Origin of the sequence: Vibrio sp. SCSIO 43137 (assembly GCF_028201475.1) — a bacterium.
GTDB lineage: Bacteria > Pseudomonadota > Gammaproteobacteria > Enterobacterales > Vibrionaceae > Vibrio.
Genome location: NZ_CP116383.1, coordinates 2,005,786 through 2,028,445, shown reverse-complemented (window position 1 = coordinate 2,028,445; position 22,660 = coordinate 2,005,786). Strand labels below are relative to the sequence as shown.

The window sequence follows — 22,660 nt, the reverse complement described above, 5'->3', positions numbered from 1 at the left end:
ATGATTTTGAAAACTCGTCTGTTTGGTCAGACATATCAATTCTCAGACGTAAAAGAAGTGATGGCGAAAGCCTCTGATCTTCGTTCGGGAGATGTGCTCGCAGGTGTTGCGGCCTCAAGTTCTCAGGAACGTGTGGCAGCCAAACATGTTTTGTCTGAACTGACACTGAAGGATCTAAGGGAAAACCCTGCCGTTCCTTATGAAGTCGATGCTATTACCAGAATCAATCAGGACAGCCTGAACCGGGCGGTGTACGAAAAGATTCAGAACTGGACTGTCAGTGAGCTTCGCGAATATGTACTTTCCAATGAACCGAGCCTTGAAGAGTTTCAGAGGCTGCGCAAAGGCCTGACAGCAGAAATGATCGCAGCTACTGCTAAGCTTTGCTCCAATGCCGACCTTATGTTTGGTGCCAAGAAACTGCCGGTAGTTACAAAAGCAAACTGTACCGTTGGTATTCCGGGGCACTTCAGCTGTCGTCTGCAACCTAACGATACCCGTGACAATGTCAGCTCGATTCTGGCTCAGACCTATGAAGGCCTGACTTATGGTTGTGGTGATGCGGTTATCGGTATTAACCCGGTGACAGACAGTGTTGAAAACACCACGCAAATGCTGAATGCCATTCAGGACGTGATTGAGAAGTTTGAGATCCCGACTCAGCCTTGTGTACTGGCGCATATTACCACTCAGATGGAAGCGGTACGTAAAGGGGCTCCGGGCGGCCTGTTATTCCAGAGTATCTCTGGTTCTGAGAAAGGCTTGTCAGAGTTCGGTGTTTCTATCGATATGCTGGACGAAGCTTATGAAGTAGGTAAGCAGTACTGTCATCTTGCCGGCGATAACATGATGTATTTTGAAACTGGTCAGGGTTCTGCGCTTTCGGCAGATGCACACTACGGTGCCGATCAGATGACCATGGAAGCACGCTGTTATGCTCTTGCCCGTCGCTATAAGCCGCATCTGGTGAATACGGTTGTTGGTTTTATCGGCCCTGAGTACCTGTATAACCATCAGCAGATTATCCGCGCCGGTCTTGAAGACCACTTTATGGGCAAACTTTCCGGTCTGCCGATGGGTTGTGATGCCTGCTATACCAACCACGCCGATACGGATCAAAACTCCAATGAAAACTTAGTCACACTGCTGGCGGCGTCTGGAATTAACTTTGTTATCGGTATGCCGATGGGCGACGACATTATGCTCAACTACCAGACCAACGCCTTCCATGATACGGCCACGGTTCGTCAGTTGCTTGGTCTCAGACCTGCTCCTGAATTTGAGAAGTGGATGGAGAAAATGGGGCTGCTGGAGAACGGCATTCTGACGGCGAAAGCCGGTGACCCATCGATCTTTTTTAACCGATAAGAAACGGAGATAACAATGAACGATCAGAATATACAAGATATTGTCTCAGCCGTTTTAAAGCAGCTTGGAGAAAATGAAGTTGCTCCGGCGACGGTTAAGAGAGTAGTCAATGAAGAGGTTGCTCCGGCTGTAAGCGGAGGTTCACTGCCTGATCTTGGTGATGATGAGTTTAAGAACTGGAACGGCGTTGTTACGGCAGAGCAGCCAAAGATTGTAGAAGATCTGATTACCCAGACGGGCGCACGTGTAGGCACCGGTTGTGCAGGCCCCCGCCCGAGAACAACCGCATTGATGCGTTTCTGGGCTGACCACTCCCGTTCTAAAGACACGGTAATCAAGAATATCAGTGAAGAGTGGCTGAAAGAGCATGACCTGCTGGAAATAAAGAGTCAGGCCAAAGATAAAGATGAATATCTGACAAGGCCGGATCTGGGCCGCAAACTTTGTCCGGATGGCAGAGAGATCATCGCTAAGAACTTCGATAAGTCACCACAGGTTCAGGTGGTGCTGTCTGATGGCCTGAGTATGGATGCTATTACCAGTAACCTTGATGAAATCCTTCCACCATTGATGAACGGGATTAAGAGTGCCGGCCTGAAAACCAACGCGCCATTCTTCCTGCGTTACGGACGGGTAAAAGCACAAGATGAAATTGGTGAGTTACTCGATGCTGAAGTGAACATTCTGCTTATTGGTGAGAGACCGGGGCTTGGCCAGTCAGAGTCACTTAGCTGCTACGCAGTCTACAGACCAAACAAGGATACTGTGGAGTCAGACCGTACCGTGATTTCAAATATTCACAGCGGCGGCACACCACCGGTGGAAGCGGCAGCTGTAATCGTTGACCTGATAAAAACCATGCTGGAGCAAAAGGCCAGCGGCATCAACCTGAAAAGATAGAGGTGAATCATGGCTATAAGAGAAAAGATACCTGCATCGGTTCTGGCAACCAGAGTGATTGCATCCGTCGATCCGGATTATGCCAAGTCACTTAATCTGAAGCCAAACCAAGTCAGCATAGGTTTGATTACTAGTGATTGTGACGACGTCACTTATTGTGCGCTGGATGAAGCAACCAAGGCGGCCAATGTTGAAGTTGTTTATGCGCGTTCATTCTACGCCGGTGCGGCTCACTCATCGGGACCAACCTCGGGTGAAGTGATCGGTATTATCGCCGGAGAATGCCCGGCTGATGTGATTGCCGGACTGGATCGCTGTCAGGAAGTTATCGAGAACGAAGCGGCGTTCCAGACAGCAAATGAAGAGGGTGATCTCGCCTATTTTGCTCATTTGGTCTCATCTACCGGCAGCTACCTGTCTGCAGAAGCGGGTGTAGAGCAGGGCGAAGCACTGGCCTATCTGATAGCTCCGCCTCTGGAAGCGATGTTTGCTATTGATGCAGCGCTGAAGGCCGCTGACGTTGAACTGAAAAATCTGTTTGAACCACCGTCAGAAACTAACTTTGCCGGTGCTCATCTGGTGGGCTCTCAGGCCGCCTGCAGAGCTGCCTGTGAAGCCTTTGCTGAGGCGGTAATCAGTATTGCCAGCAACCCTATTTCTCATTAAGGCGATTCAGATGAGTTCATTGTTAGATAAGGTGAAAAGTGCAGGGGTTGTGGGAGCCGGAGGCGCTGGTTTCCCTACCTATGTGAAATTAGATTGTAACGTTGATCTGGTTCTGGCCAACGGTGCTGAATGTGAGCCACTGCTGAACAAAGATCAGGTGGTTATGCAGTTGTGGGCTGATGAGATGCTGGGCGGTATGTTACTGGCGATGAAGCAGACCGGTGCAACCAAAGCCATCATAGGTATCAAAGATAAGCATCAGGACACCATAGAAATAGTAGAGAAGGCCATCGAAAAACTGGCCAATCCGCAAGATTTCAGCGTGTTGCAAATGCGAGATGTTTACCCGGCGGGTGATGAAGTCGAGCTTATTTACGAAGCGACCGGAAAACGAGTTCCTTCCGGTGGTCTGCCAAAGGATATCGGTGTTCTGGTGCAGAACTCAGAGTCCTATATCAACATCTTCCGTGCAGCAACAGAGCAGCCGGTGACACATACCATGGTAACGGTTCATGGTGAGGTTAAGAAGCCTTACACCGCATGGCTGCCGGTGGGTATTTCTGTAGCCGATACCCTTGAGTTGGCAGGTGGAGTTACCTGTGATGACTACGTCATTATTGATGGCGGGCCTATGATGGGTGGTGTGGTTGAGTCAGTTGACGAGCCTATTACCCGTTTATCAAGCGGCTTTATCGTTATTCCTGCTTCTTCTTCTCTGGCTATAAAGAAAACCAGACCGGAAAAAGAGTACCGGCGCATAGGTAAAGCGGCCTGTGACCAGTGCAGTCTGTGCACCTCAATGTGTCCGCGTCATATGCTTGGTTATCCAATTAAACCCCATCTGGTTATGCGTGCACTGCAGACTTCAGGTCCGAATAGCGAAACTTACGCTCTCTCTGCTCAGGCATGTAGTGAATGCAACCTCTGTTCAATGTGGTCCTGCCCTGAAGGTCTGGATCCAAGAAATATGTGTGTAACCACTAAGCGGGATTTAAGAGAGTCCGGCAACCTGATGACACCTGAACAGCTACAGGCAAAAACCATTGATGTGCATCCTATGCGTGACTATCGCGGGGTTCCTACCAAGCGATTGATGCAGCGTCTTGGTTTGTTGCAGTACAGCAAAACTGAAGCGAAAAACCTTGAGCGGGAGTTTGAATTCTCTCAGGTAACTATTCCGCTGAGACAACATATCGGCGCACCGGCAGCACCGGCTGTGAAAGAGGGTGACGAGGTGACAGTTGGTCAGGTTATCGGTCAGGCTCCGGCTGATGCTTTGAGTGTCAATATTCATGCAAGTATTGCCGGTAAGGTGGCTTCGGTTACCGACCAGCACATAGTCATCAAAAAATAATAGTGATCAAAAAGTAGATGAGTAGAAATATGATAAACGCAATTGGATGTATCGAGCTTAACTCTATCGCAAGGGGCTACTTTGTCGCAGACGCCATGCTTAAGTCTGCTCAGGTTGAGATTATTTTTAACCGTAGCATCTGTCCCGGAAAATTTATGGTCATGGTGTGTGGTGATGTGGCAGCGGTTAACGCGTCTGTTGATGCCGGCATGATCGCTGGCGGAACAGAGATTGTCGATGACTTGATTATCTCTAATGTGCATGAAGATGTCTTCCCGGCCATTTCAGGAACCCGGGTTGTTGATCATACAGATGCGTTGGGAATTATCGAAACTTTCTCAGTCGCCTCAATTGTGGAAGCGGCCGATGCAGCGGTAAAAGCAGCCAATGTAGAGCTGCTGGAAGTGCATATGGCAATGGCTATCGGCGGTAAGGGTTACGTAACTTTGACTGGCGATGTGGCATCAGTGACGGCAGCAGTTGAAGCCGGAGCGGAAAGAATTAAACACAAAGGTTTGCTGGTAGATAAAGTGGTTATTGCACAACCACGTCAAGAGATACTGGCTGACAAGGTATAGGGGACAAAAGAATCTAAGGAGTCTGGAGTAAATTTAATTAAAGGAAAAAAGAACAAGCAGTACGTTAGATAAAAAAGGGACGTATCGATCTGTATCCTACAAATCCGGTTGATACGCAAGTCACCCAGCAGCCATAAAGGCTGCTGGGCAAATTAAAAGAATCATACGGGTGGCTTATGTCTGAAAATAAAGCAAATGATTTTGGTTCCTCGGAGTTTATGCACGATCGCCAGCTCAAAAAGGGAGTTGCTGGCTGGTTTTTGCTTGCTACGTTAGGAGTTTCTTACGTTATATCTGGTGACTATGCAGGGTGGAACTTCGGTATTTCAACTGCTGGTTGGGGTGGTATGTTAATCGCATCAGTTTTGATGGGCTTAATGTATCTGACATTAGTACTTTCACTGGCAGAGATGTCAGCAGCGATCCCTACTGCGGGTGGTGGTTACAGTTTTGCCCGTAAAGTAATGGGGCCTGTCGGAGGTTATGCTACAGGTTTAGCGGTATTACTTGAATACGCTATTGCTCCGGCAGCCATTGTTATCTTTATCGGTGGATACTTAGAAGCATTAGTGGGCTGGAATGGTCCTATGGTGTATGCAGCGTTTTATGCAATTTTTATCGGCATTCATTTGATTGGTGCTGGTGAAGCATTGCGTATTATGTTGGTCATTACGGCGTTGGCAGTTGTGGCGATTATCGCGACAGCGTTCGGTTTAATACCATATTTTGAAGTGGCAAACCTTTTTGATATTCCAGCTAATCCAGCCGTCGCAGGTTCTACAACTTTCCTACCTGAAGGGTGGGGTGGTGTCTGGGCAGCATTACCATTTGGTATGTGGCTGTTCTTAGCGGTAGAGGGTGTTCCTCTTGCTGCTGAAGAAGCAAAAGACCCTGCTAAAGATATGCCTCGCGGTATCATCGGTGCAATGATCTTCCTGTTGATCTCAGCAGCATTGGTTATGCTACTGGTTCCTGGTGCGGCTGGTGCCAGCGCAACTGGTGAGTATGCTGCTCCGTTGGTAGACGCACTTCGCAAGGTACATGGTCAGGACTCAATGCTGGCTAACTTCGTTAACGTTGTTGGTCTGACTGGCTTGATTGCATCATTCTTCTCTATCATCTACGGTTACAGCCGTCTGGTATTTGCTCTTTCAAGAGCTGGCTACTTACCTGCCTTCTTGTCACTAACTGGTAAGCGTAAAGTTCCGGCTTGGGCACTGATCATTCCGGGTATTGTTGGCTTCCTGGCGTCGCTGACAGGTGAAGGTGACCGTATGATTATGATCGCGGTATTTGGTGCAACCATCTCTTATGCTCTTCAGGCATACAGTCATATTCTTCTGAGAAAGAATGACCCTGATCTGGAGCGTCCATATAAGACTCCTGGTGGTACCATCACTCCGTGGATCACAATTATTCTGTCTCTTCTTGCACTGACTTCTTGCTTTGTTTATGACGCAACAGCGGCATTCTGGGCAGTAGGTCTGTATGCATTTGGTATGGTTTACTACTTTATGTTCAAACATAAAGAGGTATCGCAGCATACGGCGGAAGAAGAGTTTGAAGCTATCTTTAAAGCTGAAGCAGAACTTAACGACTAATTTATCTTATTGATAACTAGTTAAAAAGAGGTCCGGGATGGACCTCTTTTTTATGCCTGCCGGAATCAACAGATCCCGAAAATAACAAAGGGCTGCCGAAGCAACCCTTTTAAAATCATACTTAGCTTAACTAGGCGTTGAAAATCTGAGTAAACTCACTAACAGACAAGTGATACTGACGAGGGCAGTTGCGCCATGTTGTCAGCATTCTGCGGTACTTATCCAGCATCGGCATCTGTGCATTGAAGTGGTGATCACCTTTATCGAACTGAGGATACAGGCCTTCAGAATCTACCAGAAAACGAACGTAATTTACTAGTTGGTGTTCGCTGGCGATATCAAAGCCAAGGAAGTTCAGGCGACGCTGATCTACGTTACTTTGGTCATCTTCTTTCAGCATTTTGAAGGATTCCTGCATGGCGTGATACATCTCCATAATGTTGATAACTTCACGACACTCTTCTTCAGAAATCTTACCAAACTCTTTGTCCAGCTCGCGCATCTGTAGTGCGTAACCACGCTCTACAATGGTCTGTAGACGCTTATATTTTGCGCTGCTTTCCGGGTTTAGCTGAGCCATAAGATAGTACTGGTTCGAAAGGATTAAACGTTGAGCGTTGGTCATTTCCATGGTGGGGCCTCAATAGAGTCTGTCATTTATTATACTGCTAAGAGTACCAGCAATAGTGATAGCTAAGCAAAGGAAGTTGTACGTGTTTTAAGCAACTAATGTGATTATTTTTTACCTCGCTGATAAATATAATCCCGGTCAGAAAAGGTTCGCAGCCATTCAGGTTTAAATACCGACATCATTGCCGCCGCCATACCGTTTATCAAGCCTTCAGGGAAGGCGAGCAAGGGAAGAAAAATAAAGTAATTGTCATTAATGGTCTGCCAGTCATGCTGGCCGTGAACTATCTGAAAACCGGTGTTCATCAGCAGGTGCATACTGCCGGTAAAACCGCCATTAAAGAATCCGGCAATAAAGATATAGATAAAGATGTTGTGTGGCAGATATCTATAGCTGGCGGCAAATACTGAATAGCTTATCAGTATCGGCAGCAGTGACGTTAACAAGGTATAACTGGCAAGGGTTTCAACGGCTATCTGACCGGTTATCGCTAGGCCGGCGATAACCGGTAGGGTGAGCATAAAAGCGCTTCTCCAGCCAAAAATAAGAGTAAAGCTGGTCATGGCGAGAAAGTGAATAGAGAGGCCTTCTTTAACACTGGCCTGTGCTGACCAGAGAAAAAACAGCCCCAACATGAGAAGAAAGGCAAAATGCTGAAAAGGTTTGTCATTAAGCAGTTTGGCCACAAAGATCTGGTAAAAATCCCGCCAGCAAAACAGTATTGCTGCGATAACAATAAAAGCGGATATCAGCTGTATAGAGTCCATCCTTGAATCCCTGCTGGTTATTTTGTGGTGGAAACCTGCGGCAGGTCATCCAGTATCTCATACCATGGCGCTTTCTGATCTACCCACCAGTGGTACTCTGCCCGTACTCCGGGATCATCATCTAATAAGCCCAGCCGGATATAGATTTCTTGAGGGTTTTCCGGCATTGCTGAGTAGATTGGTGAGCAGCAGTTTTTGCAAAAATAGATTGTTTTACGCGGGCTGGTGCTGTAGCTGTGTAAGCCATCAGCGCCACAAATCATTTCAAAATCTTTTTTACTTACAATGGCATTTGAAGCGTAAACCGTACCATGTAGCTTGCGGCAAGTGGTGCAGTGGCAATGTTTAAATCCGTACACAGGGCCGGATATTTTGATGTGAACATTTCCGCAGTGGCAACTTCCTTTGATGATTTTTTGCATACGCCATCCTCTGGCTGCTATTTGGTTTGTAATAAAAGCTGATAAATAAAAAACGGGTACTTAATAAGAGTACCCGTCTGCCGTATTAGTATTTTACGTTGTCAGTATATTGGCTGAGAATTTCGACCATTTTATCCATGGTTTCCTTGCTTGGCGGATTAACGCCCTCCAGCGGATAATCATGACCGAGCGCTTCCCATTTATGAGCCCCCAGTTTGTGGTAAGGAAGAAGCTCAACTTTTTCAATATTGTCCATATCTCGGATAAATTCACCCAGCATATGAGCTGACTCTTCATCGTCGGTATAACCGGGAACAATCACATAGCGTATCCAGGTTTTCTGGCCGATCTTGTGTAGGTAACGGGCAAAGTCGAGGGTTCTGCGGTTGGATACGCCGATAAAGTCCTGATGAATTTCATCTTTCATCTGCTTTATATCCAACATAACAAGATCAGAGGCTTCCAGCACTTCATCAACTACATCAGTATGTTTGCGGATATAGCCGTTAGTATCCAGACAGGTGTGCATGCCTTCTGCCTGTGCGGCGCGGAAAAAATCACGAACGAACTCAGGTTGCAACATAGCTTCGCCACCGGAGCAGGTTACACCACCGCCTGAAGCCTTCATAAAATGCTTATAAGATTTAGCTTCGTTAATGATCTCTTCTACGCTGACTTCTTTACCGCCATGGGTATTCCAGGTATCACGGTTGTGGCAATACATACAACGCATCAGACAGCCTTGCAGAAAGATAATAAAGCGGATGCCGGGCCCATCGACGGTACCACACGACTCATAGGAATGAATACGACCTGTCACTGACATATATTTTTTCTCGAGGTATTTAACTGCCCGTTATTTTATTACAAATGGCGGGTATAACCTAGGTTAACTTAAGTAAAGAAGGTAACTTTTCCCCCTTGCAGAAAGAGGTCAGACACGCCTTATCGCGCAATCAACTAAAATATACTAGAAAGGTCAACAGAATCTGGATTAAAACCTACAATTTATAGGTAAATAATAACAATTAACCGTGCGTCAGGCTGGCATCAACATATGAGTTGAGGGATGCAGCATGGATAATTTTCAACTGTCACAGAAGCAAAAGATCTATCTGGTTCTGGCCATACTGACCATTGGTTTTATCGGTCTTTCCGTATATACAGCAGGTCGTCTGAATGAGATGAGTCAGGAATACAACACCAGTATTGATGTAACCAACGGTTCAACTGAAATAGAAGCTACACAAGTTAAACTACTGCAGTTGGCAAATGGGCTTTCTGCAATGAATGCCGAGAAAGTTTCACAGATTAATTCGGCGCTCTCTTCTATCCTGCAGAGTACTCAATCTAATCAGAACTACCTGAACCGAATCGGACTCAGTCAGAGTGCGAATAAATTAAAGCTTGCCTTTAGCGACTATCAAAACGCCTTGCAGCCGTGGCTTAGCCTTAAGGCCCGCCTTGGCTTTAATGCCGACGATGGTTTGTTGGGGCAGTTAAAAACTCTGGCACTGGATATTGAAGCAAAAATCAAAGAGACAGGAATGGTGACGCTGGACTCTGATTTTCAGGCCATGATCAAGCAGCAACAAAATTATCTTCTGACGCCGAATGAGAACAACCTTAAACTGTTTAATCGCGCCAGAGCCGGCTTTACCAATATGTCGAATACTTACGCCATGTTGGATCTCTATGAGAAGGAGTTGCAGCAGTATGGGGAAACCTTTGAACAGGTTGCGGCTTTATCTCAGCAGTCTGATGTTCTGGAAGCGGATTTAAGTCAGAAGCAGTCAGCTGTACTCTCCATTATTGCTCAAATTTCTTCCCAGTTAGGTGATATCAGCAGAAGCCATCAGGAGTCGGCTACGGCTAAGGCCGACGGAACCCTATGGTCGGTGATGATTGCCTCCTTGCTGCTGGCCGTTGTGACTATTGGTGTTTTTATTACTCTCTCATTTTCAATTTCGCGCTCACTTGCACAAACAGCAAACGCACTCAGTGCTATTGCAAGCGGTAACCTGGCCAACCGGCTTCCTGTCAGCAATAACCATCAGGATGAATTTAATCAACTGGCAATTGCCATAAATGAAACCTGTGAAAATCTGGGGCAACTGGTTAACGATGTTCAATTAAATAGCGAGGCGCTTTCCAATGATGCCGAAGAGCTAAATCAGGGCATTGATAATGTGGTGGAAAGCCAGTCTGATGTGGTCAATCAGACTCAGCTTCTGGCGACGGCGACAGAAGAAGTAAGCTCAACGGCTCAGCAGGTATCGGATAACCTTGAGCGGGTCGCTGCCGTCAGCCGCTCTTCAACGGAGTCAGCCAATACGGGAGAGAAGGTTATTTCTCTGGCTATCGAATCTATTGAAGAGGTCAGTGAGATTCTGGCCAGTACCTCAGTGCATACCACCCAGTTAGAAGAGGCATCCAACCGGATTGATTCGGTGATGGAGATGATTAATGGTATCGCAGAGCAGACCAATCTGCTGGCACTCAATGCAGCTATTGAAGCAGCAAGGGCAGGGGATCAGGGACGAGGCTTTGCGGTGGTTGCCGATGAAGTCAGAAGTCTGGCAGTCAGAACTGTTGAAGCCGTGGCAGAGATATCCGGTACAGTCGATACCCTGAAAAATGAGAGTGCTGAAGTTATTCAATATATCAGCAAATCTGAGTCTTCTATGATTAAAGGTCGCGAAAGAGGAAGTGATGCAGTTGAGGCTCTGACAGAGATAACCCGTAAAACCAGCGAAGCAAGCGAGCAGACAGAGGTGATTTTCAGATCAATCCGTGAGCTTGCCGAGACCAGTCAGTCGATGGCCGATAGTATGTCAAAAATCTCTTCTTCTATGTCACTGATAGAAGAGAGTAACCATAGCCTTAAACAAACCAGCCAGCTTGTGGATCAACGCTCCACCAAACTGAATAACAAATGTCTGACCTTCTCTGTCTAAGGCTTTTATATATTCGGAAACAAAAAAACCTCGCCGGAGCGAGGTTTTTTTATCAGCACTGAATTATAGAGATTCAGTGAAAGTACGTGCGATAACGTCAGCCTGCTGCTCTGCAGTCAGTGAGTTAAAGCGTACTGCGTAACCTGATACACGGATAGTCAGCTGAGGATATTTCTCAGGGTGCTTAACCGCATCTTCAAGAGTGTCACGGTTCAGAACGTTAACGTTCAGGTGCTGACCGCCTTCGATACCAGTTTCGTGGTGGAAGTAACCATCCATCAGACCAGCAAGGTTAGCTTTCTGAGAGTCAGCATCTTTACCTAGTGCGTTTGGTACGATAGAGAAAGTATAAGAGATACCATCTTTCGCATCAGCAAACGGCAGTTTACCAACAGAAGTCAGAGAAGCTACAGCACCTTTCTCATCACGACCGTGCATTGGGTTTGCACCAGGAGCAAACGGAGCACCAGCGCGACGACCGTCAGGCGTGTTACCAGTCTTCTTACCGTATACCACGTTTGAAGTGATAGTCAGGATAGACTGAGTTGGTACTGCGTTACGGTAAGTCTTAAGCTTACGGATCTTATCCATGAATGTAGAAACAAGTTCACAAGCGATGTCATCAACGCGTGGGTCGTTGTTACCAAACTTAGGATAGTCGCCTTCGATTTCGAAGTCGATTGCCATACCATCTTCATCACGTACTGGCTTAACAGTTGCGTACTTAATAGCAGACAGTGAGTCAGCAGCAACAGACAGACCAGCAATACCACAAGCCATTGTGCGGTATACGTCACGGTCATGCAGAGCCATCAGAGAAGCTTCGTAGCTGTACTTGTCGTGCATGTAGTGGATGCTGTTTAGTGCAGTAACGTACTGCTTCGCCAGCCAATCCATAAAGTGGTCCATCTTTTCCCAAAGCTCGTCGAAAGACAGAACGTCAGAAGTGATCTTGTCCATCTTAGGACCAACCTGAGCTTTAGACTTCTCATCAATACCACCGTTGATGGTGTAAAGCATAGTCTTAGCAAGGTTTGCACGGGCACCGAAGAACTGCATTTGCTTACCAACAACCATTGGCGATACGCAACATGCGATAGCGTAGTCATCAGAGCTCATGTCTGGACGCATTAGATCGTCGTTTTCGTACTGGATAGAAGAAGTATCGATAGATACTTTCGCACAGAAACGCTTAAAGCCTTCAGGTAGTTGCTCAGACCAAAGAACAGTGATGTTTGGCTCTGGGCTTGGACCCATAGTGTAAAGGCTGTTCAGGAAGCGGAAGTTAGAACGCGTAACAAGAGTACGTCCGTCCAGACCCATACCACCCATAGATTCTGTTGCCCAGATTGGGTCACCAGAGAATAGCTCATCGTACTCAGGAGTACGCAGGAAGCGAACCATACGTAGCTTCATTACGAAGTGGTCGATCATTTCCTGAGCTTGTTCTTCAGTAATAACGCCAGCAGCGATATCACGCTCGATGAAGATATCAAGGAAAGTAGACGTACGACCCAGAGACATTGCCGCGCCGTTCTGAGATTTAACCGCAGCCAGGTAGCCGAAGTAAGTCCACTGGATAGCTTCTTGTGCAGTTTTAGCAGGCTCAGAAATATCGAAGCCGTATTTAGCTGCCATAGTCTTGATTTGACCAAGAGCACGGTGCTGCTCAGCGATCTCTTCGCGAAGCTGCATAGTGTCGTGAAGATCTTCACCGTTCTCAAATTTCTCTTGCAGAGAAGTGAACTGAGCCAGCTTGTCTTTCATCAGGAAGTCGATACCGTACAGAGCAACACGACGGTAGTCACCGATGATACGGCCACGGCCATAAGCATCAGGAAGACCAGTCAGTACACCTGACTTACGACATGCAAGGATGTCTGGAGTGTAGATATCGAAAACACCAGCGTTGTGTGTTTTACGGTATTCAGTAAAGATTTTCTTAACTTGAGGATCAAGTTCGCGGTCATAGGCTTTACAAGAACCTTCAACCATGCGGATACCACCGTTAGGGATGATAGCACGCTTAAGAGGCGCTTCAGTCTGAAGGCCAACAATAGTCTCAAGGTCTTTGTTGATGTAACCAGCATCGTGTGCAGTGATGGTAGAGATTACAGAAGTATCGAAATCCACAGGAGCGTGAGTGCTGTTTTCCTGTTTGATGCCTTCCATTACCTTAGCCCAAAGCGCGTTAGTTGCTTCAGTACCTTCAGAAACTAGGAAAGATTCATCACCTTCATATGGTGTGTAGTTCTTTTGAATAAAGTCACGTACGTTAACTTCGTTTTGCCACTCACCTGCAGCAAAACCTTCCCAAGCTTTAGCAAATTGCTCTGCCATGATATACCTACCTTTTTAGTAGAAAAATTACGTACTGTTTTGCCTTAGAAACTAGGGCAATAACACACAGTACACTCTTTATTTAATAACAATATGTATGACCAAATACTTAATCATTTAACCATAGATATTGTAACCAAATTCGCCAGTTCAAAACTGTGATTCAAATTATATTGTAAAAATTAAAAAAAATATATAAAAAAATGGGCAGCGCAATTACTGCCCATTTCTTGAACAATTATAGTAGAGCCGGGATACCGAACTTACTTTCAAGCATACCTACCGCCAGCATAGCCGCCAGACAGATAACCAGAACAACACTAGGAATGATGATACGGTCCAGCGTGCTTAGTTTCTTAGGACGCTCTTTGTCACCAATCAGGCCGTTGTTGTCCAGAAGCATGCTCAGTGCCCATGCCAGAACAGGGTTAGTTACCATTGCTGCGAATACACAGATACCAGCAGACTGAGAGTCTTTGGCGTCTTTAATCATCTGCATACCAGCTTCAAGAAGCGGAAGGGCAACACCTACCAGCAGGGCAACACGCATTACCGGAGGCCATACTGCTGCATCCATCGGGTAACCGATGATGGCGATAAGGATAACCAGAGTACCAAGCAGAATTGCGCCACCAGGGATAGGGCGTTTCGCAATAGCAGCAGGGATCATGTATGTACCCCAGCTTGAAGTGATGTTACCACCACCCACAGCAGTACCAACCATCTGACGGATAGAACACATAGTCATAGTGTCATCAACGTCCATCAGTACTTTGTCAGTGCCTTTAGGATAGTTAAGCTCCTGGAAGATACGGTGACCAAGGAAGTCAGGAGACCACATTGCAACCGCCAGAATAGCGAAAGGCAGAGAAGCAATAAAGTGCTGAAGGTTTGGCAGACCTAGTTGCCAGCCTGTCTCAGTAGAGCCCCACCAGTAAACTGGGTTCAGGTTAGGCAGGCCAGGTTCAGTGGTGAATACAAGGTCAAAACCGGCACCAGATGCCATAGCTACAACAAAACCAGTAACCGCACACAGAGGGATAGCCAGCCAGCGCTTACCGAATTTAGCAAGAACGGCGTATGTCACAACAGTAATGCCAAGAACAATCAGAGCTACATAACCCATATCGCCGGCCATAACACCTTCAGCTTCGTTGCTAAGGCCGTTAGCCCAGCCGATTAATGAGTTAATCTGACTCATAGAACCTGTGAAGCCAAGGAACACCAGTAAGCCGCCTGCAACCCCTTCACTGGTTAAGTTAACCAGTCGGGAGCCACCTTTAACGGCACTAAGAATAAGACCGAATACACCGATAAGAATCGCCAGCGCAAGAGGGTGAGCACCTGCCATAGCAATAACGAAAATCATCGGAATCATTGGGCCGTGGTTACCTGCAAGGTTGGCCCGCGGGTTAATAAAGCCAGATGCCAGAACGCAGAACAATAATGCAGGGATAAGCATCTCTACACGAGAAACTTCGATAGCCCATGCTACGTCAAGGTTTACGTGGTCCCACTTTTCTGTCAGGCCGGCAGCCCATGCCATCATTACGGCTGAGTACATGGCGATGATGCCGATAGTACCAGCGATAGCAGGTACGAAGTCTTCAATTTCGAAACGGAAGTCACGACCCGGCAGGTTAAGGCCAAAGCGGCGTGGCTTCATAATTTGAAGCTCGTGGTCTAGATATTCAGAGCGGCTAGAGAACTCAGAAGCTGGACGATGTAGCTCTGAGTAGCTCTTGTCGTCTATTTCTGAGTGATCTTTGTTGACTACGTCTGACATAGAGTCCTCATATATAGTTAGTAGTTTGAATTATTCTAATTTGAGCAGCGAACGGAAAAGATTGTTTTAACAATGGAATCGACCGCTATCTCATCTGAATGCATGCAAAACAGATCATATGCATTTATTAAGACTTAAATTTTGTTGTAATTTTTGTCTAATTATTTGAAAGGCCAGTTTATCAAGCTACTACTATGGGGTGATTGATCTCGATCACTTTATGAAAAATAGTGAAAGAAAACTACGTAAACAGAGCGAAATTAAATTGTTAAGAAACTGTTTTTGTAATTGTATTTCAGTAATCTACAAACAAAAGCCAGCTATTTTTATTTCTATTAGTATGATCCAGATCAGCAAATTTGCTGTTCAAAAACCGCCAGATTCTGACCACTGTTAACGAAATCAGATTTAACAGTGATTCAGCTCCCGAAATCAGACATAGAATCGCCACATATGAGCATGCATCCGCCTATAAATCGCGCTGAAGCCATCCATAATAGTCAGTTAGATAGATTTACAGTTATTTTTACAGAGATAAATACCGTAAAAGTTGGAAATGGCAGTGAATGGTAACAATTGTGTTACATTTGGGTGGTGAATAAAATTCCCGTCAAATGACAAAATATTCCTTAAGTGTTGGACTATTAGTCTGTAGGTGAATATAAATGCAGTGTTATTGCTTGTGTAACGTGATTCTGGTGGTTAATAATATGTTGCTTTTTCAATGTGGTGTGTTAGGTTGTAGTGCAGATTAGAGGTCGGATTACCTCATATAAGAACAGGGAGCAGTAGCGCATGAGTGATGTAGAAGCGCTAGAAATTAACGATTTACATAAAACATTTGGCCAGAATGAAGTGCTTAAAGGGATCTCCCTTAAAGCACATAAAGGAGAAGTAGTCTCCATCATCGGCTCTTCAGGCTCAGGTAAAAGTACCTTCTTACGTTGTATCAACTTACTCGAAATTCCGACGGCAGGAGAGATCTGGGTTAATGGCGAATTAATTCAGATGAAAATGAACCGTCAGGGAGAAACTGTTCCGGCAAACGAGAAGCAGGTGCAACGTATACGCTCACGTCTTGCCATGGTATTTCAGGGGTTTAACCTCTGGTCTCACCTTACCGTATTAGAAAATGTTATAGAGGCACCAGTTCACGTACTTGGTGTGCCAAAAGCTCAGGCTATCGAAAATGCTGAAATGCTACTGCAGAAAGTCGGCCTCTATGAACGCAAAGATTACTATCCGGGTCACCTGTCCGGCGGACAGCAGCAGCGTGCAGCCATTGCCCGTGCGTTAGCCGTTGACCCTGAAGTGATGTTATTTGATGAGCCGACATCCGCCCTTGACCCTGAACTTGTGGGTGAAGTGTTAGGAGTAATGCGTGATCTGGCTGAAGAAGGCAGAACCATGCTGGTGGTTACCCATGAAATGGCATTTGCACGGGATGTCTCTAACCATGTGATGTTTTTACATCAGGGACTGGTAGAAGAGCAGGGGCATCCGGATAAGTTATTTACAGATCCAGAGTCGGAGCGGTTAAAACAATTTATCTCTTCGATCTATTAACTGGCAGTCTAAAAAGCAAGATAGCTTTTAATGCTGCAAACCGCAGATACAGGTTGCCATTAACCGGTACTGCAAAATTAAAATAGCTTCATAACAACAGAAGCAAAAACAGACAGACAAATCTCAATCACAGGAGTAGGGAAATGAAAAAGTGGTTATTAGCAGCAACAATTGCTGCAACAGCAGTGACAGGTGTAGCCCAGGCGAAAGAATGGAAAGTAGTTCGTTTTGGTATTGAGGGTGCTTATCCTCCGTTCAGTAAAACAGAAGCGGATGGTTCCCTGAGTGGTTTCGACGTTGATATGGCTAATGCACTTTGTAAAGAGATGCAGGTGAAATGTAAGATTGTTGCTCAGGACTGGGACGGCATCATTCCTTCACTGCTGGCTCGTAAATACGATGCGATTATTGCCGCAATGTCAATTACAGAAGAGCGTAAGCAGAAAGTAGACTTTACTGGCAAATATGCACTTATTCCTAACAAATTTATTGCCAAAAAAGGTGCTGGTCTTGAGTTCACTAAAGCTGGCCTGAAAGGACAGAAAATTGGTGTTCAGCGCGCTACAACTCACGACAGATATCTGACTGATAACTATGGCGAGTCTGTAGAGATCGTACGTTACGGTTCTTTTGATGAAGCTTACCTTGATCTGGCAAACGGCCGTATCGTAGCAGTACTGGGTGATGCTTCTGCTCTAGAAGAGGGTGTAATCAATCAGGCTGGCGGCGACGCTTACGAGTTTGTAGGTCCTTCACTGACTGATCCTAAATGGTTCGGAGATGGTTTTGGTATTGCAGTACGTAAGCAAGATAAAGACCTGACTAAGAAACTGGATGCGGCAATTCTGGCTGTACGTGCCAGCGGTGAGTACAAAGCTATTCAGGACAAGTACTTCAACTACGATGTATACGGCAACTAATCATTGCCCTGTGAGGTGGTATCCGTCCGCCTCCACTGAACTTTACAGGCACCTTGTTTAACGGTGCCTGTATTCCCTCAGCCAAGCTGTATCGCTGAAAATGGATATTTAGATGTTTGATCTCAAAGGATATGGGGCTTCAATATTTGAAGGAGCCGTTCTCACAATAGAAGTCGCATTATTGTCACTTCTTCTGGCAATGACTCTGGGCATGCTCGGCGCACTGGCCAAGATGGCACCTTATCGCTGGGCGAGAGCAATCGCAACCCTTTATACCACCATTATCCGGGGCATCCCTGATCTGGTCCTGATGATGCTTATCTTCTTTGGTGGGCAGATCTTCCTCAACAACAGCTTGTACGCTGTTAATGAGTGGATTAATGAGTGGATGACTTCATCCAACCCAAGTCACGAATGGACTTCTTATTTACCTGACTACGTTGATATCAGCCCGTTTATTGCCGGTATTCTTACTATTGGCTTTATCTTCGGTGCCTATATGGCGGAAACCTTCCGCGGAGCCATTATGGCTGTAGACGCCGGTGAACTTGAGGCAGCAAAAGCGTACGGTATGAGTGGCCCGATGGCCTTCAGGCGCATTCTTCTTCCTCAGATGATAAGGCATGCATTGCCGGGGTTTGGTAACAACTGGCTGGTACTGCTTAAGACCACAGCACTGGTTTCAATTATTGGTCTGGAAGATATGGTTCGTATGGGATCTCTGGCAGCAGGTTCGACCAAGATGCCGTTTACCTTCTATATGACTATCTCGATTATCTTCCTGTTTTTTACCAGTGTCTCAACCGGTTTGCTAAAACTGCTTGAACACAAATTTAGTATTCATACGAGGTAGTGATGGACTTTTCTATTATTGTTGAGAGCTTCCCTATTTACCTTGACGGGTTATGGACAACCGTATGGCTGGTGGCATTAGCATTGATCATTGGCCTAGTGATTGCCATTCCTCTCGCTATTGCACGTAATGCCGAAAACTACTTTGTTTTTCTGCCTGCATGGGCTTATATCTATTTCTTCCGTGGCACGCCGTTGCTGGTACAGCTTTATCTGATTTATTACGGTATGGATCAGTTTATCGCGGTTAAAGGCACCCTTTGGGAGAACGCATGGTTCTGTGCGTTAGTGGCCTTTATTCTTAACACTTCAGCCTATACGGCGGAGATTATCCGCGGTGCCATAAATGGTTTGCCGAAGGGTGAGGTTGAGGCAGCAAAAGCGTACGGTATGAGTTACTGGAAAACATATCGCCGTATTATTCTGCCAAGTGCATTAAGAAGAGCACTGCCTGCTTACAGTAACGAAGCGATATTTATGTTACATGGTTCAGCGGTTGCCGGTATCGTCACCATTATCGACCTGACAGGCGCTGCAAGGCTGGTTAACTCACGTTATTACGCACCGTTTGAATCTTATATCACCGCTGGTCTGTTCTATATGTGCCTGACCTTTATGATGTTGTGGTGCTTTAAAAAGGCAGAGAAGAAGTTTCTTGCCTATCTGAGACCACTCTCGTAGGCGATTAGCGCAAATTTCAGATACAAAAAAGAGTCACGTAATTTGCGTGACTCTTTTTTTTGGCTCTGTATCTGTCATTAACTTATTTAAAAGTCGACCAGATAGGGGCGTGGTCTGAAGGCTTTTCAATGCCGCGCAGTTCGTAGTCAATACCCGCTTCTGTACACTCTTTTGCCAGCGACGGGGTAGCCAGTACCACATCAATACGCAGGCCACGGTTGTCATCAAAGCCTTTTGAGCGATAGTCAAACCATGAGAACTTATCATCCACTTCAGGGTAAAGGTTTCTGAATGTATCCTCGAAACCCCAGTCCAGCAACGTCTGTAGCCATTCACGCTCTTCCGGCTGGAACGAACACTTACCCGTTTTCAGCCAGCGTTTGCGGTTGGCTTCACCAATACCAATATCGGCATCAATCGGGCTGATATTGATATCACCCATCACAATCAGTTTCTCTTCATTACTGTGATGATCATTCAGGTAGGTCATTAAATCTTTATAGAACTGGCGTTTGTATGGGTACTTAGTTTCGTGCTCAATGTTATCGCCTTGCGGGAAGTAGCCGTTAAGCACGGTGGTCTTTTCTCCCTTTTCATCTTCAAAGGTGGCGATGATCATTCGTTTCTGATGCTCTTCCGTGTCGGTCGGAAAACCATATAAAACCTGAGCAGGTTCTTGCTTACACAGCATAGCGACACCGTAGTGCGCTTTCTGACCATGGAAGTAGACTTTGTAGCCCATCGCCTCAACATCTTCTACAGGGAAGGCGTCATTGTGTACTTTGATTTCCTGAAGACCGATAACATCAGGCTGATGCTTATCAATAATGGCCTGAAGCTGATGAAGGCGGGCACGCAGGCCGTTAATATTAAAGGAGATTACTTTCATTCTGGTTCTCTGTTTTTTTCTTAGAATAGCAACATAGTAGCATTAATCTGCCAGAAATTGGCCTATTCCTTATCTGGACAGATATTTTTTGTCGGCAGAGGGTAGGCCGGTTTAACGACGAAACTTTCCTTATTAGCTCAAAATTACATTATTGTATAAGGCAATTATTTATCAGCTAAATATGTTGATAAGCTAGCCGATAACATTAAAATAACAGGGCAGGGTTAAGGTTGACCAGCATAAAAACAATAAGGATATGGTATGTTTTCTCTTTCCGTTCAATGGAAGATCACACTTCTTTCCGGACTATGTTTAGTTCTTACTTCATTTTCACTGATAGGCTTTTCTGTCTATAACGGTTATCAAAATCGCAGCACCATTGTTGAGCACAGTACTGAATCTGTGGTTTCAAAATCAGAGCAGTTGCTGCAAGCTCAGTCACAGCTCAATGCCACTGAAGCAATTAGTTACCTGCAGCAGGCGTATAACCGGGCTGAGATGTTAGGCCAGACGGCGCTGTTTCTACAACAGAATGCCGAAGATAATTTTACTGCAAGTGAAGATTTAAGAACCTCTCTGGAAGATATGTTAAGGCTGTCGGTAGAGAGCTTCGAAAGTATCCAGAGTGCTTTCCTTGTATTTCTTCCTGATGCTCTTGATGGTGAAGATGCCAATTATCACGGCGCCGATTATGTTGGCTCAAACGAGGCAGGCCGGTATGCCTCTCACTGGGCTATGTCCCTTGACGGCAGCCGTGCCCTTGCTAACACCATTAGTGAGGCCACCCTGAAAGATAGCGTTAATCAGGAAAGGTTTAGTTGCCCGTTGGAGAGCAAATCCAGCTGTATTTCTACCCCTGCATTTAGTGATTATGGTGATAACCAGTTACTCACTACTTCCATCTCTCTGCCTTTATTGAAAGAAGGAGAAGCGATCGGTTTTATCGGTATTGTAATTAAGTTAGATGGACTTAAGCAGATGGCCCTTAATACAGATGAGTCTCTGTTTGATGCAAAAGGTAAAGTCTCTATTCTTACCTCAAATGGTGTACTGGTAGCGAGCGATAACGCCGAGGCGAATATCGGCTCAGCTTTCAGCACAGACTCTCTGACGACGACTCAATTAAATGACTTGTTACAGCAAAGTGATATTCAGACCCGCTGGAGTGATAACAATCAATGGCTGGTGGTATATGCTCCGGCTTCAATTGCTAATCAGAGCTGGGGTGTACTGCTGGAAATACCAAGAAGTGAAGTAGTTGCCGATGCCAGTCTGCTCGATTCTGTTATTACAGAGCGTACTGAGAGTAGTATTTTTTCCGGTATTTTATTTGGTCTCGGATTTGTTTCTCTGGGGCTTATTATTATCGCTTTTGCTTCAAAAGCTTTGGTTAAACCTATCCGGGAGGTGGTTAACAGGCTGGATGATATCGCGTCTGGTGAAGGGGATCTGACCCAAAGACTGGAAGTGAAGAGCCAAGATGAGATTGGTCAGTTAGCGCAAGCTTTTAATCAGTTCTTGCAAAAACTGCAGACGACCATCAGCCAGGTTGTAACCAGTACAAGTCAGATTGCCGATACTACGGTTCAGGCAGAACAGGCGGCTTCTGTAACCAGAACCAGCAGCGAGGCTCAGTTTAAAGAGGTTGATCTGGTGGCTACAGCATCTGAAGAGATGACACAGACTGCGGGTCTGGTTTACCAGAATGCGGATATGGCCGTAGGTGCGGCCGGCAAGGCAAACGACGCCGCATTGCAGGGACAAAATGTTATCGAGTTATCCGCTTCTGAGATGGATAAACTGGTTGAGAAAATGGATCAGGCCGTTCCTGTTGTAAAAGAGCTGGCTGATAATAACGCGGCGATTACCGAGATTCTGACGGTTATCGAAGGGATATCCGAACAGACCAACTTGCTGGCACTTAATGCGGCAATTGAAGCAGCAAGGGCAGGAGAGCAAGGCAGGGGCTTTGCCGTGGTTGCTGATGAAGTAAGAAACCTGGCAAGCAGGACTCAGGGCTCTGTCGGTGAGATTCGTCAGGTTATTGAGAAAGTACAACACGGAACCACACAAGTTGTTGATGCCATTCAGGATGGTAACGAGTTGGCTCAGGGGGCGTCTGCTCAGGTTGCTCAGGCAGTCGAGCAACTGGCGTCGGTGTTTGATGCTATTGCAGAAATTAACGATATGAACAGTGAGATTGTTCGCGCTGCTGAAGAGCAGAAAGCCGTTTCCGGTGAAGTGAATCAGAGTGTGGCTAATATCCGTGAGCTGAGTGCCCAGATACTGGAGCAGGCAGGCTCTTCAGAGAATGTCGGCCGGGATATCGCCCAACTGTCATCACAACAGAAATCTCTGGTGGATCAGTTTAAGGTGTAGCAA

Annotated in this window: 19 protein-coding genes; 12 read left to right on the top strand and 7 right to left on the bottom strand. The window is 46.0% G+C overall.

Going from position 1 to position 22,660, the window contains the following annotated elements; all coding sequences use genetic code 11:
- The 6 genes from PK654_RS09480 to eat all read left to right on the top strand — a co-directional run bounded on the left by PK654_RS09480 (position 1) and on the right by eat (position 6,467).
- Positions 1-1,368 carry an ethanolamine ammonia-lyase subunit EutB gene (locus PK654_RS09480; protein WP_271695532.1) on the top strand — a complete coding sequence of 456 codons (1,368 nt, stop codon included), beginning with the start codon at positions 1-3 and terminating at the stop codon, positions 1,366-1,368.
- Positions 1,369-1,383: 15 nt separating this feature from the next.
- Entirely contained in the window at positions 1,384-2,268 is an 885-nt protein-coding gene (gene eutC, locus PK654_RS09475; protein WP_271695531.1) for an ethanolamine ammonia-lyase subunit EutC, read from the top strand.
- A 9-nt stretch (positions 2,269-2,277) separates the two neighbouring features.
- Complete coding sequence (gene eutL, locus PK654_RS09470) at positions 2,278-2,934, top strand: ethanolamine utilization microcompartment protein EutL (RefSeq protein ID WP_271695530.1); 657 nt, start codon at positions 2,278-2,280, stop codon at positions 2,932-2,934.
- A 10-nt stretch (positions 2,935-2,944) separates the two neighbouring features.
- Positions 2,945-4,288 (top strand): 4Fe-4S dicluster domain-containing protein, encoded by a 1,344-nt coding sequence (locus tag PK654_RS09465; RefSeq protein WP_271695529.1) that lies wholly within the window; start codon positions 2,945-2,947, stop codon positions 4,286-4,288.
- Positions 4,289-4,317: 29 nt separating this feature from the next.
- Positions 4,318-4,866, top strand: a complete 549-nt coding sequence (locus PK654_RS09460) for a BMC domain-containing protein (protein ID WP_271695528.1) — start codon at positions 4,318-4,320, stop codon at positions 4,864-4,866.
- 176 nt (positions 4,867-5,042) lie between these two features.
- Positions 5,043-6,467 carry an ethanolamine permease gene (gene eat / locus PK654_RS09455; RefSeq protein WP_271695527.1) on the top strand — a complete coding sequence of 475 codons (1,425 nt, stop codon included), beginning with the start codon at positions 5,043-5,045 and terminating at the stop codon, positions 6,465-6,467.
- A gap of 130 nt (positions 6,468-6,597) precedes the next feature.
- Here eat and PK654_RS09450 read toward each other — a convergent pair whose 3' ends face one another.
- From PK654_RS09450 to pflA, 4 genes are all read right to left on the bottom strand, one after another.
- Entirely contained in the window at positions 6,598-7,098 is a 501-nt protein-coding gene (locus PK654_RS09450) for a YfbU family protein (RefSeq protein ID WP_271695526.1), read from the bottom strand.
- A gap of 104 nt (positions 7,099-7,202) precedes the next feature.
- Positions 7,203-7,865 (bottom strand): energy-coupling factor ABC transporter permease, encoded by a 663-nt coding sequence (locus PK654_RS09445; protein ID WP_271695525.1) that lies wholly within the window; start codon positions 7,863-7,865, stop codon positions 7,203-7,205.
- 17 nt (positions 7,866-7,882) lie between these two features.
- Positions 7,883-8,287 (bottom strand): GFA family protein, encoded by a 405-nt coding sequence (locus tag PK654_RS09440; protein ID WP_271695524.1) that lies wholly within the window; start codon positions 8,285-8,287, stop codon positions 7,883-7,885.
- A gap of 85 nt (positions 8,288-8,372) precedes the next feature.
- Positions 8,373-9,113: a pyruvate formate lyase 1-activating protein gene (gene pflA, locus PK654_RS09435; protein ID WP_271695523.1), complete on the bottom strand. Its 741-nt coding sequence runs from the start codon at positions 9,111-9,113 to the stop codon at positions 8,373-8,375.
- Positions 9,114-9,363: 250 nt separating this feature from the next.
- On the opposite strand from pflA, the gene PK654_RS09430 reads away from it, so the two are divergent.
- Positions 9,364-11,244: a methyl-accepting chemotaxis protein gene (locus PK654_RS09430; RefSeq protein WP_271695522.1), complete on the top strand. Its 1,881-nt coding sequence runs from the start codon at positions 9,364-9,366 to the stop codon at positions 11,242-11,244.
- Between the two features lie 63 nt (positions 11,245-11,307).
- Here PK654_RS09430 and pflB read toward each other — a convergent pair whose 3' ends face one another.
- Entirely contained in the window at positions 11,308-13,584 is a 2,277-nt protein-coding gene (gene pflB / locus PK654_RS09425) for a formate C-acetyltransferase (RefSeq protein WP_271695521.1), read from the bottom strand.
- Positions 13,585-13,822: 238 nt separating this feature from the next.
- Positions 13,823-15,370, bottom strand: a complete 1,548-nt coding sequence (locus PK654_RS09420) for a DUF3360 family protein (RefSeq protein ID WP_271695520.1) — start codon at positions 15,368-15,370, stop codon at positions 13,823-13,825.
- A gap of 795 nt (positions 15,371-16,165) precedes the next feature.
- Between PK654_RS09420 and PK654_RS09415 the strand changes: the two genes are divergently transcribed.
- The 4 genes from PK654_RS09415 (at position 16,166) to PK654_RS09400 (ending at position 19,389) form a co-directional block, all read left to right on the top strand.
- On the top strand, positions 16,166-16,936 hold the full coding sequence (locus PK654_RS09415) for an ABC transporter ATP-binding protein (protein WP_271695519.1): 771 nt from the start codon (positions 16,166-16,168) through the stop codon (positions 16,934-16,936).
- Positions 16,937-17,079: 143 nt separating this feature from the next.
- Entirely contained in the window at positions 17,080-17,856 is a 777-nt protein-coding gene (locus tag PK654_RS09410; RefSeq protein WP_271695518.1) for an ABC transporter substrate-binding protein, read from the top strand.
- A 112-nt stretch (positions 17,857-17,968) separates the two neighbouring features.
- Positions 17,969-18,709: an ABC transporter permease gene (locus PK654_RS09405; RefSeq protein ID WP_271695517.1), complete on the top strand. Its 741-nt coding sequence runs from the start codon at positions 17,969-17,971 to the stop codon at positions 18,707-18,709.
- A gap of 2 nt (positions 18,710-18,711) precedes the next feature.
- Positions 18,712-19,389 (top strand): ABC transporter permease, encoded by a 678-nt coding sequence (locus tag PK654_RS09400; protein WP_271695516.1) that lies wholly within the window; start codon positions 18,712-18,714, stop codon positions 19,387-19,389.
- A gap of 82 nt (positions 19,390-19,471) precedes the next feature.
- Here the strand turns inward: PK654_RS09400 and xthA are convergent, their stop codons facing one another.
- Positions 19,472-20,278 (bottom strand): exodeoxyribonuclease III, encoded by an 807-nt coding sequence (gene xthA, locus PK654_RS09395; RefSeq protein ID WP_271695515.1) that lies wholly within the window; start codon positions 20,276-20,278, stop codon positions 19,472-19,474.
- A gap of 261 nt (positions 20,279-20,539) precedes the next feature.
- Here xthA and PK654_RS09390 point away from each other — a divergent pair, with 261 nt between their 5' ends.
- On the top strand, positions 20,540-22,657 hold the full coding sequence (locus tag PK654_RS09390) for a methyl-accepting chemotaxis protein (protein ID WP_271695514.1): 2,118 nt from the start codon (positions 20,540-20,542) through the stop codon (positions 22,655-22,657).
- Positions 22,658-22,660: the final 3 nt, after the last annotated feature.

Bases quoted from the DNA above. Each gene is read 5' to 3' on its own strand.
- PK654_RS09410 (WP_271695518.1), top strand. From the start codon at position 17,080: ATGAAAAAGTGGTTATTAGCAGCAACAATTGCTGCAACAGCAGTGACA.
- PK654_RS09480 (WP_271695532.1), top strand. From the start codon at position 1: ATGATTTTGAAAACTCGTCTGTTTGGTCAGACATATCAATTCTCAGAC.
- eutC (WP_271695531.1), top strand. From the start codon at position 1,384: ATGAACGATCAGAATATACAAGATATTGTCTCAGCCGTTTTAAAGCAG.
- PK654_RS09390 (WP_271695514.1), top strand. From the start codon at position 20,540: ATGTTTTCTCTTTCCGTTCAATGGAAGATCACACTTCTTTCCGGACTA.
- xthA (WP_271695515.1), bottom strand. From the start codon at position 20,278: ATGAAAGTAATCTCCTTTAATATTAACGGCCTGCGTGCCCGCCTTCAT.
- PK654_RS09450 (WP_271695526.1), bottom strand. From the start codon at position 7,098: ATGGAAATGACCAACGCTCAACGTTTAATCCTTTCGAACCAGTACTAT.
- PK654_RS09420 (WP_271695520.1), bottom strand. From the start codon at position 15,370: ATGTCAGACGTAGTCAACAAAGATCACTCAGAAATAGACGACAAGAGC.
- PK654_RS09440 (WP_271695524.1), bottom strand. From the start codon at position 8,287: ATGCAAAAAATCATCAAAGGAAGTTGCCACTGCGGAAATGTTCACATC.
- PK654_RS09430 (WP_271695522.1), top strand. From the start codon at position 9,364: ATGGATAATTTTCAACTGTCACAGAAGCAAAAGATCTATCTGGTTCTG.
- PK654_RS09400 (WP_271695516.1), top strand. From the start codon at position 18,712: ATGGACTTTTCTATTATTGTTGAGAGCTTCCCTATTTACCTTGACGGG.
- pflA (WP_271695523.1), bottom strand. From the start codon at position 9,113: ATGTCAGTGACAGGTCGTATTCATTCCTATGAGTCGTGTGGTACCGTC.
- PK654_RS09415 (WP_271695519.1), top strand. From the start codon at position 16,166: ATGAGTGATGTAGAAGCGCTAGAAATTAACGATTTACATAAAACATTT.
- PK654_RS09460 (WP_271695528.1), top strand. From the start codon at position 4,318: ATGATAAACGCAATTGGATGTATCGAGCTTAACTCTATCGCAAGGGGC.
- eutL (WP_271695530.1), top strand. From the start codon at position 2,278: ATGGCTATAAGAGAAAAGATACCTGCATCGGTTCTGGCAACCAGAGTG.
- PK654_RS09445 (WP_271695525.1), bottom strand. From the start codon at position 7,865: ATGGACTCTATACAGCTGATATCCGCTTTTATTGTTATCGCAGCAATA.
- eat (WP_271695527.1), top strand. From the start codon at position 5,043: ATGTCTGAAAATAAAGCAAATGATTTTGGTTCCTCGGAGTTTATGCAC.
- pflB (WP_271695521.1), bottom strand. From the start codon at position 13,584: ATGGCAGAGCAATTTGCTAAAGCTTGGGAAGGTTTTGCTGCAGGTGAG.
- PK654_RS09465 (WP_271695529.1), top strand. From the start codon at position 2,945: ATGAGTTCATTGTTAGATAAGGTGAAAAGTGCAGGGGTTGTGGGAGCC.
- PK654_RS09405 (WP_271695517.1), top strand. From the start codon at position 17,969: ATGTTTGATCTCAAAGGATATGGGGCTTCAATATTTGAAGGAGCCGTT.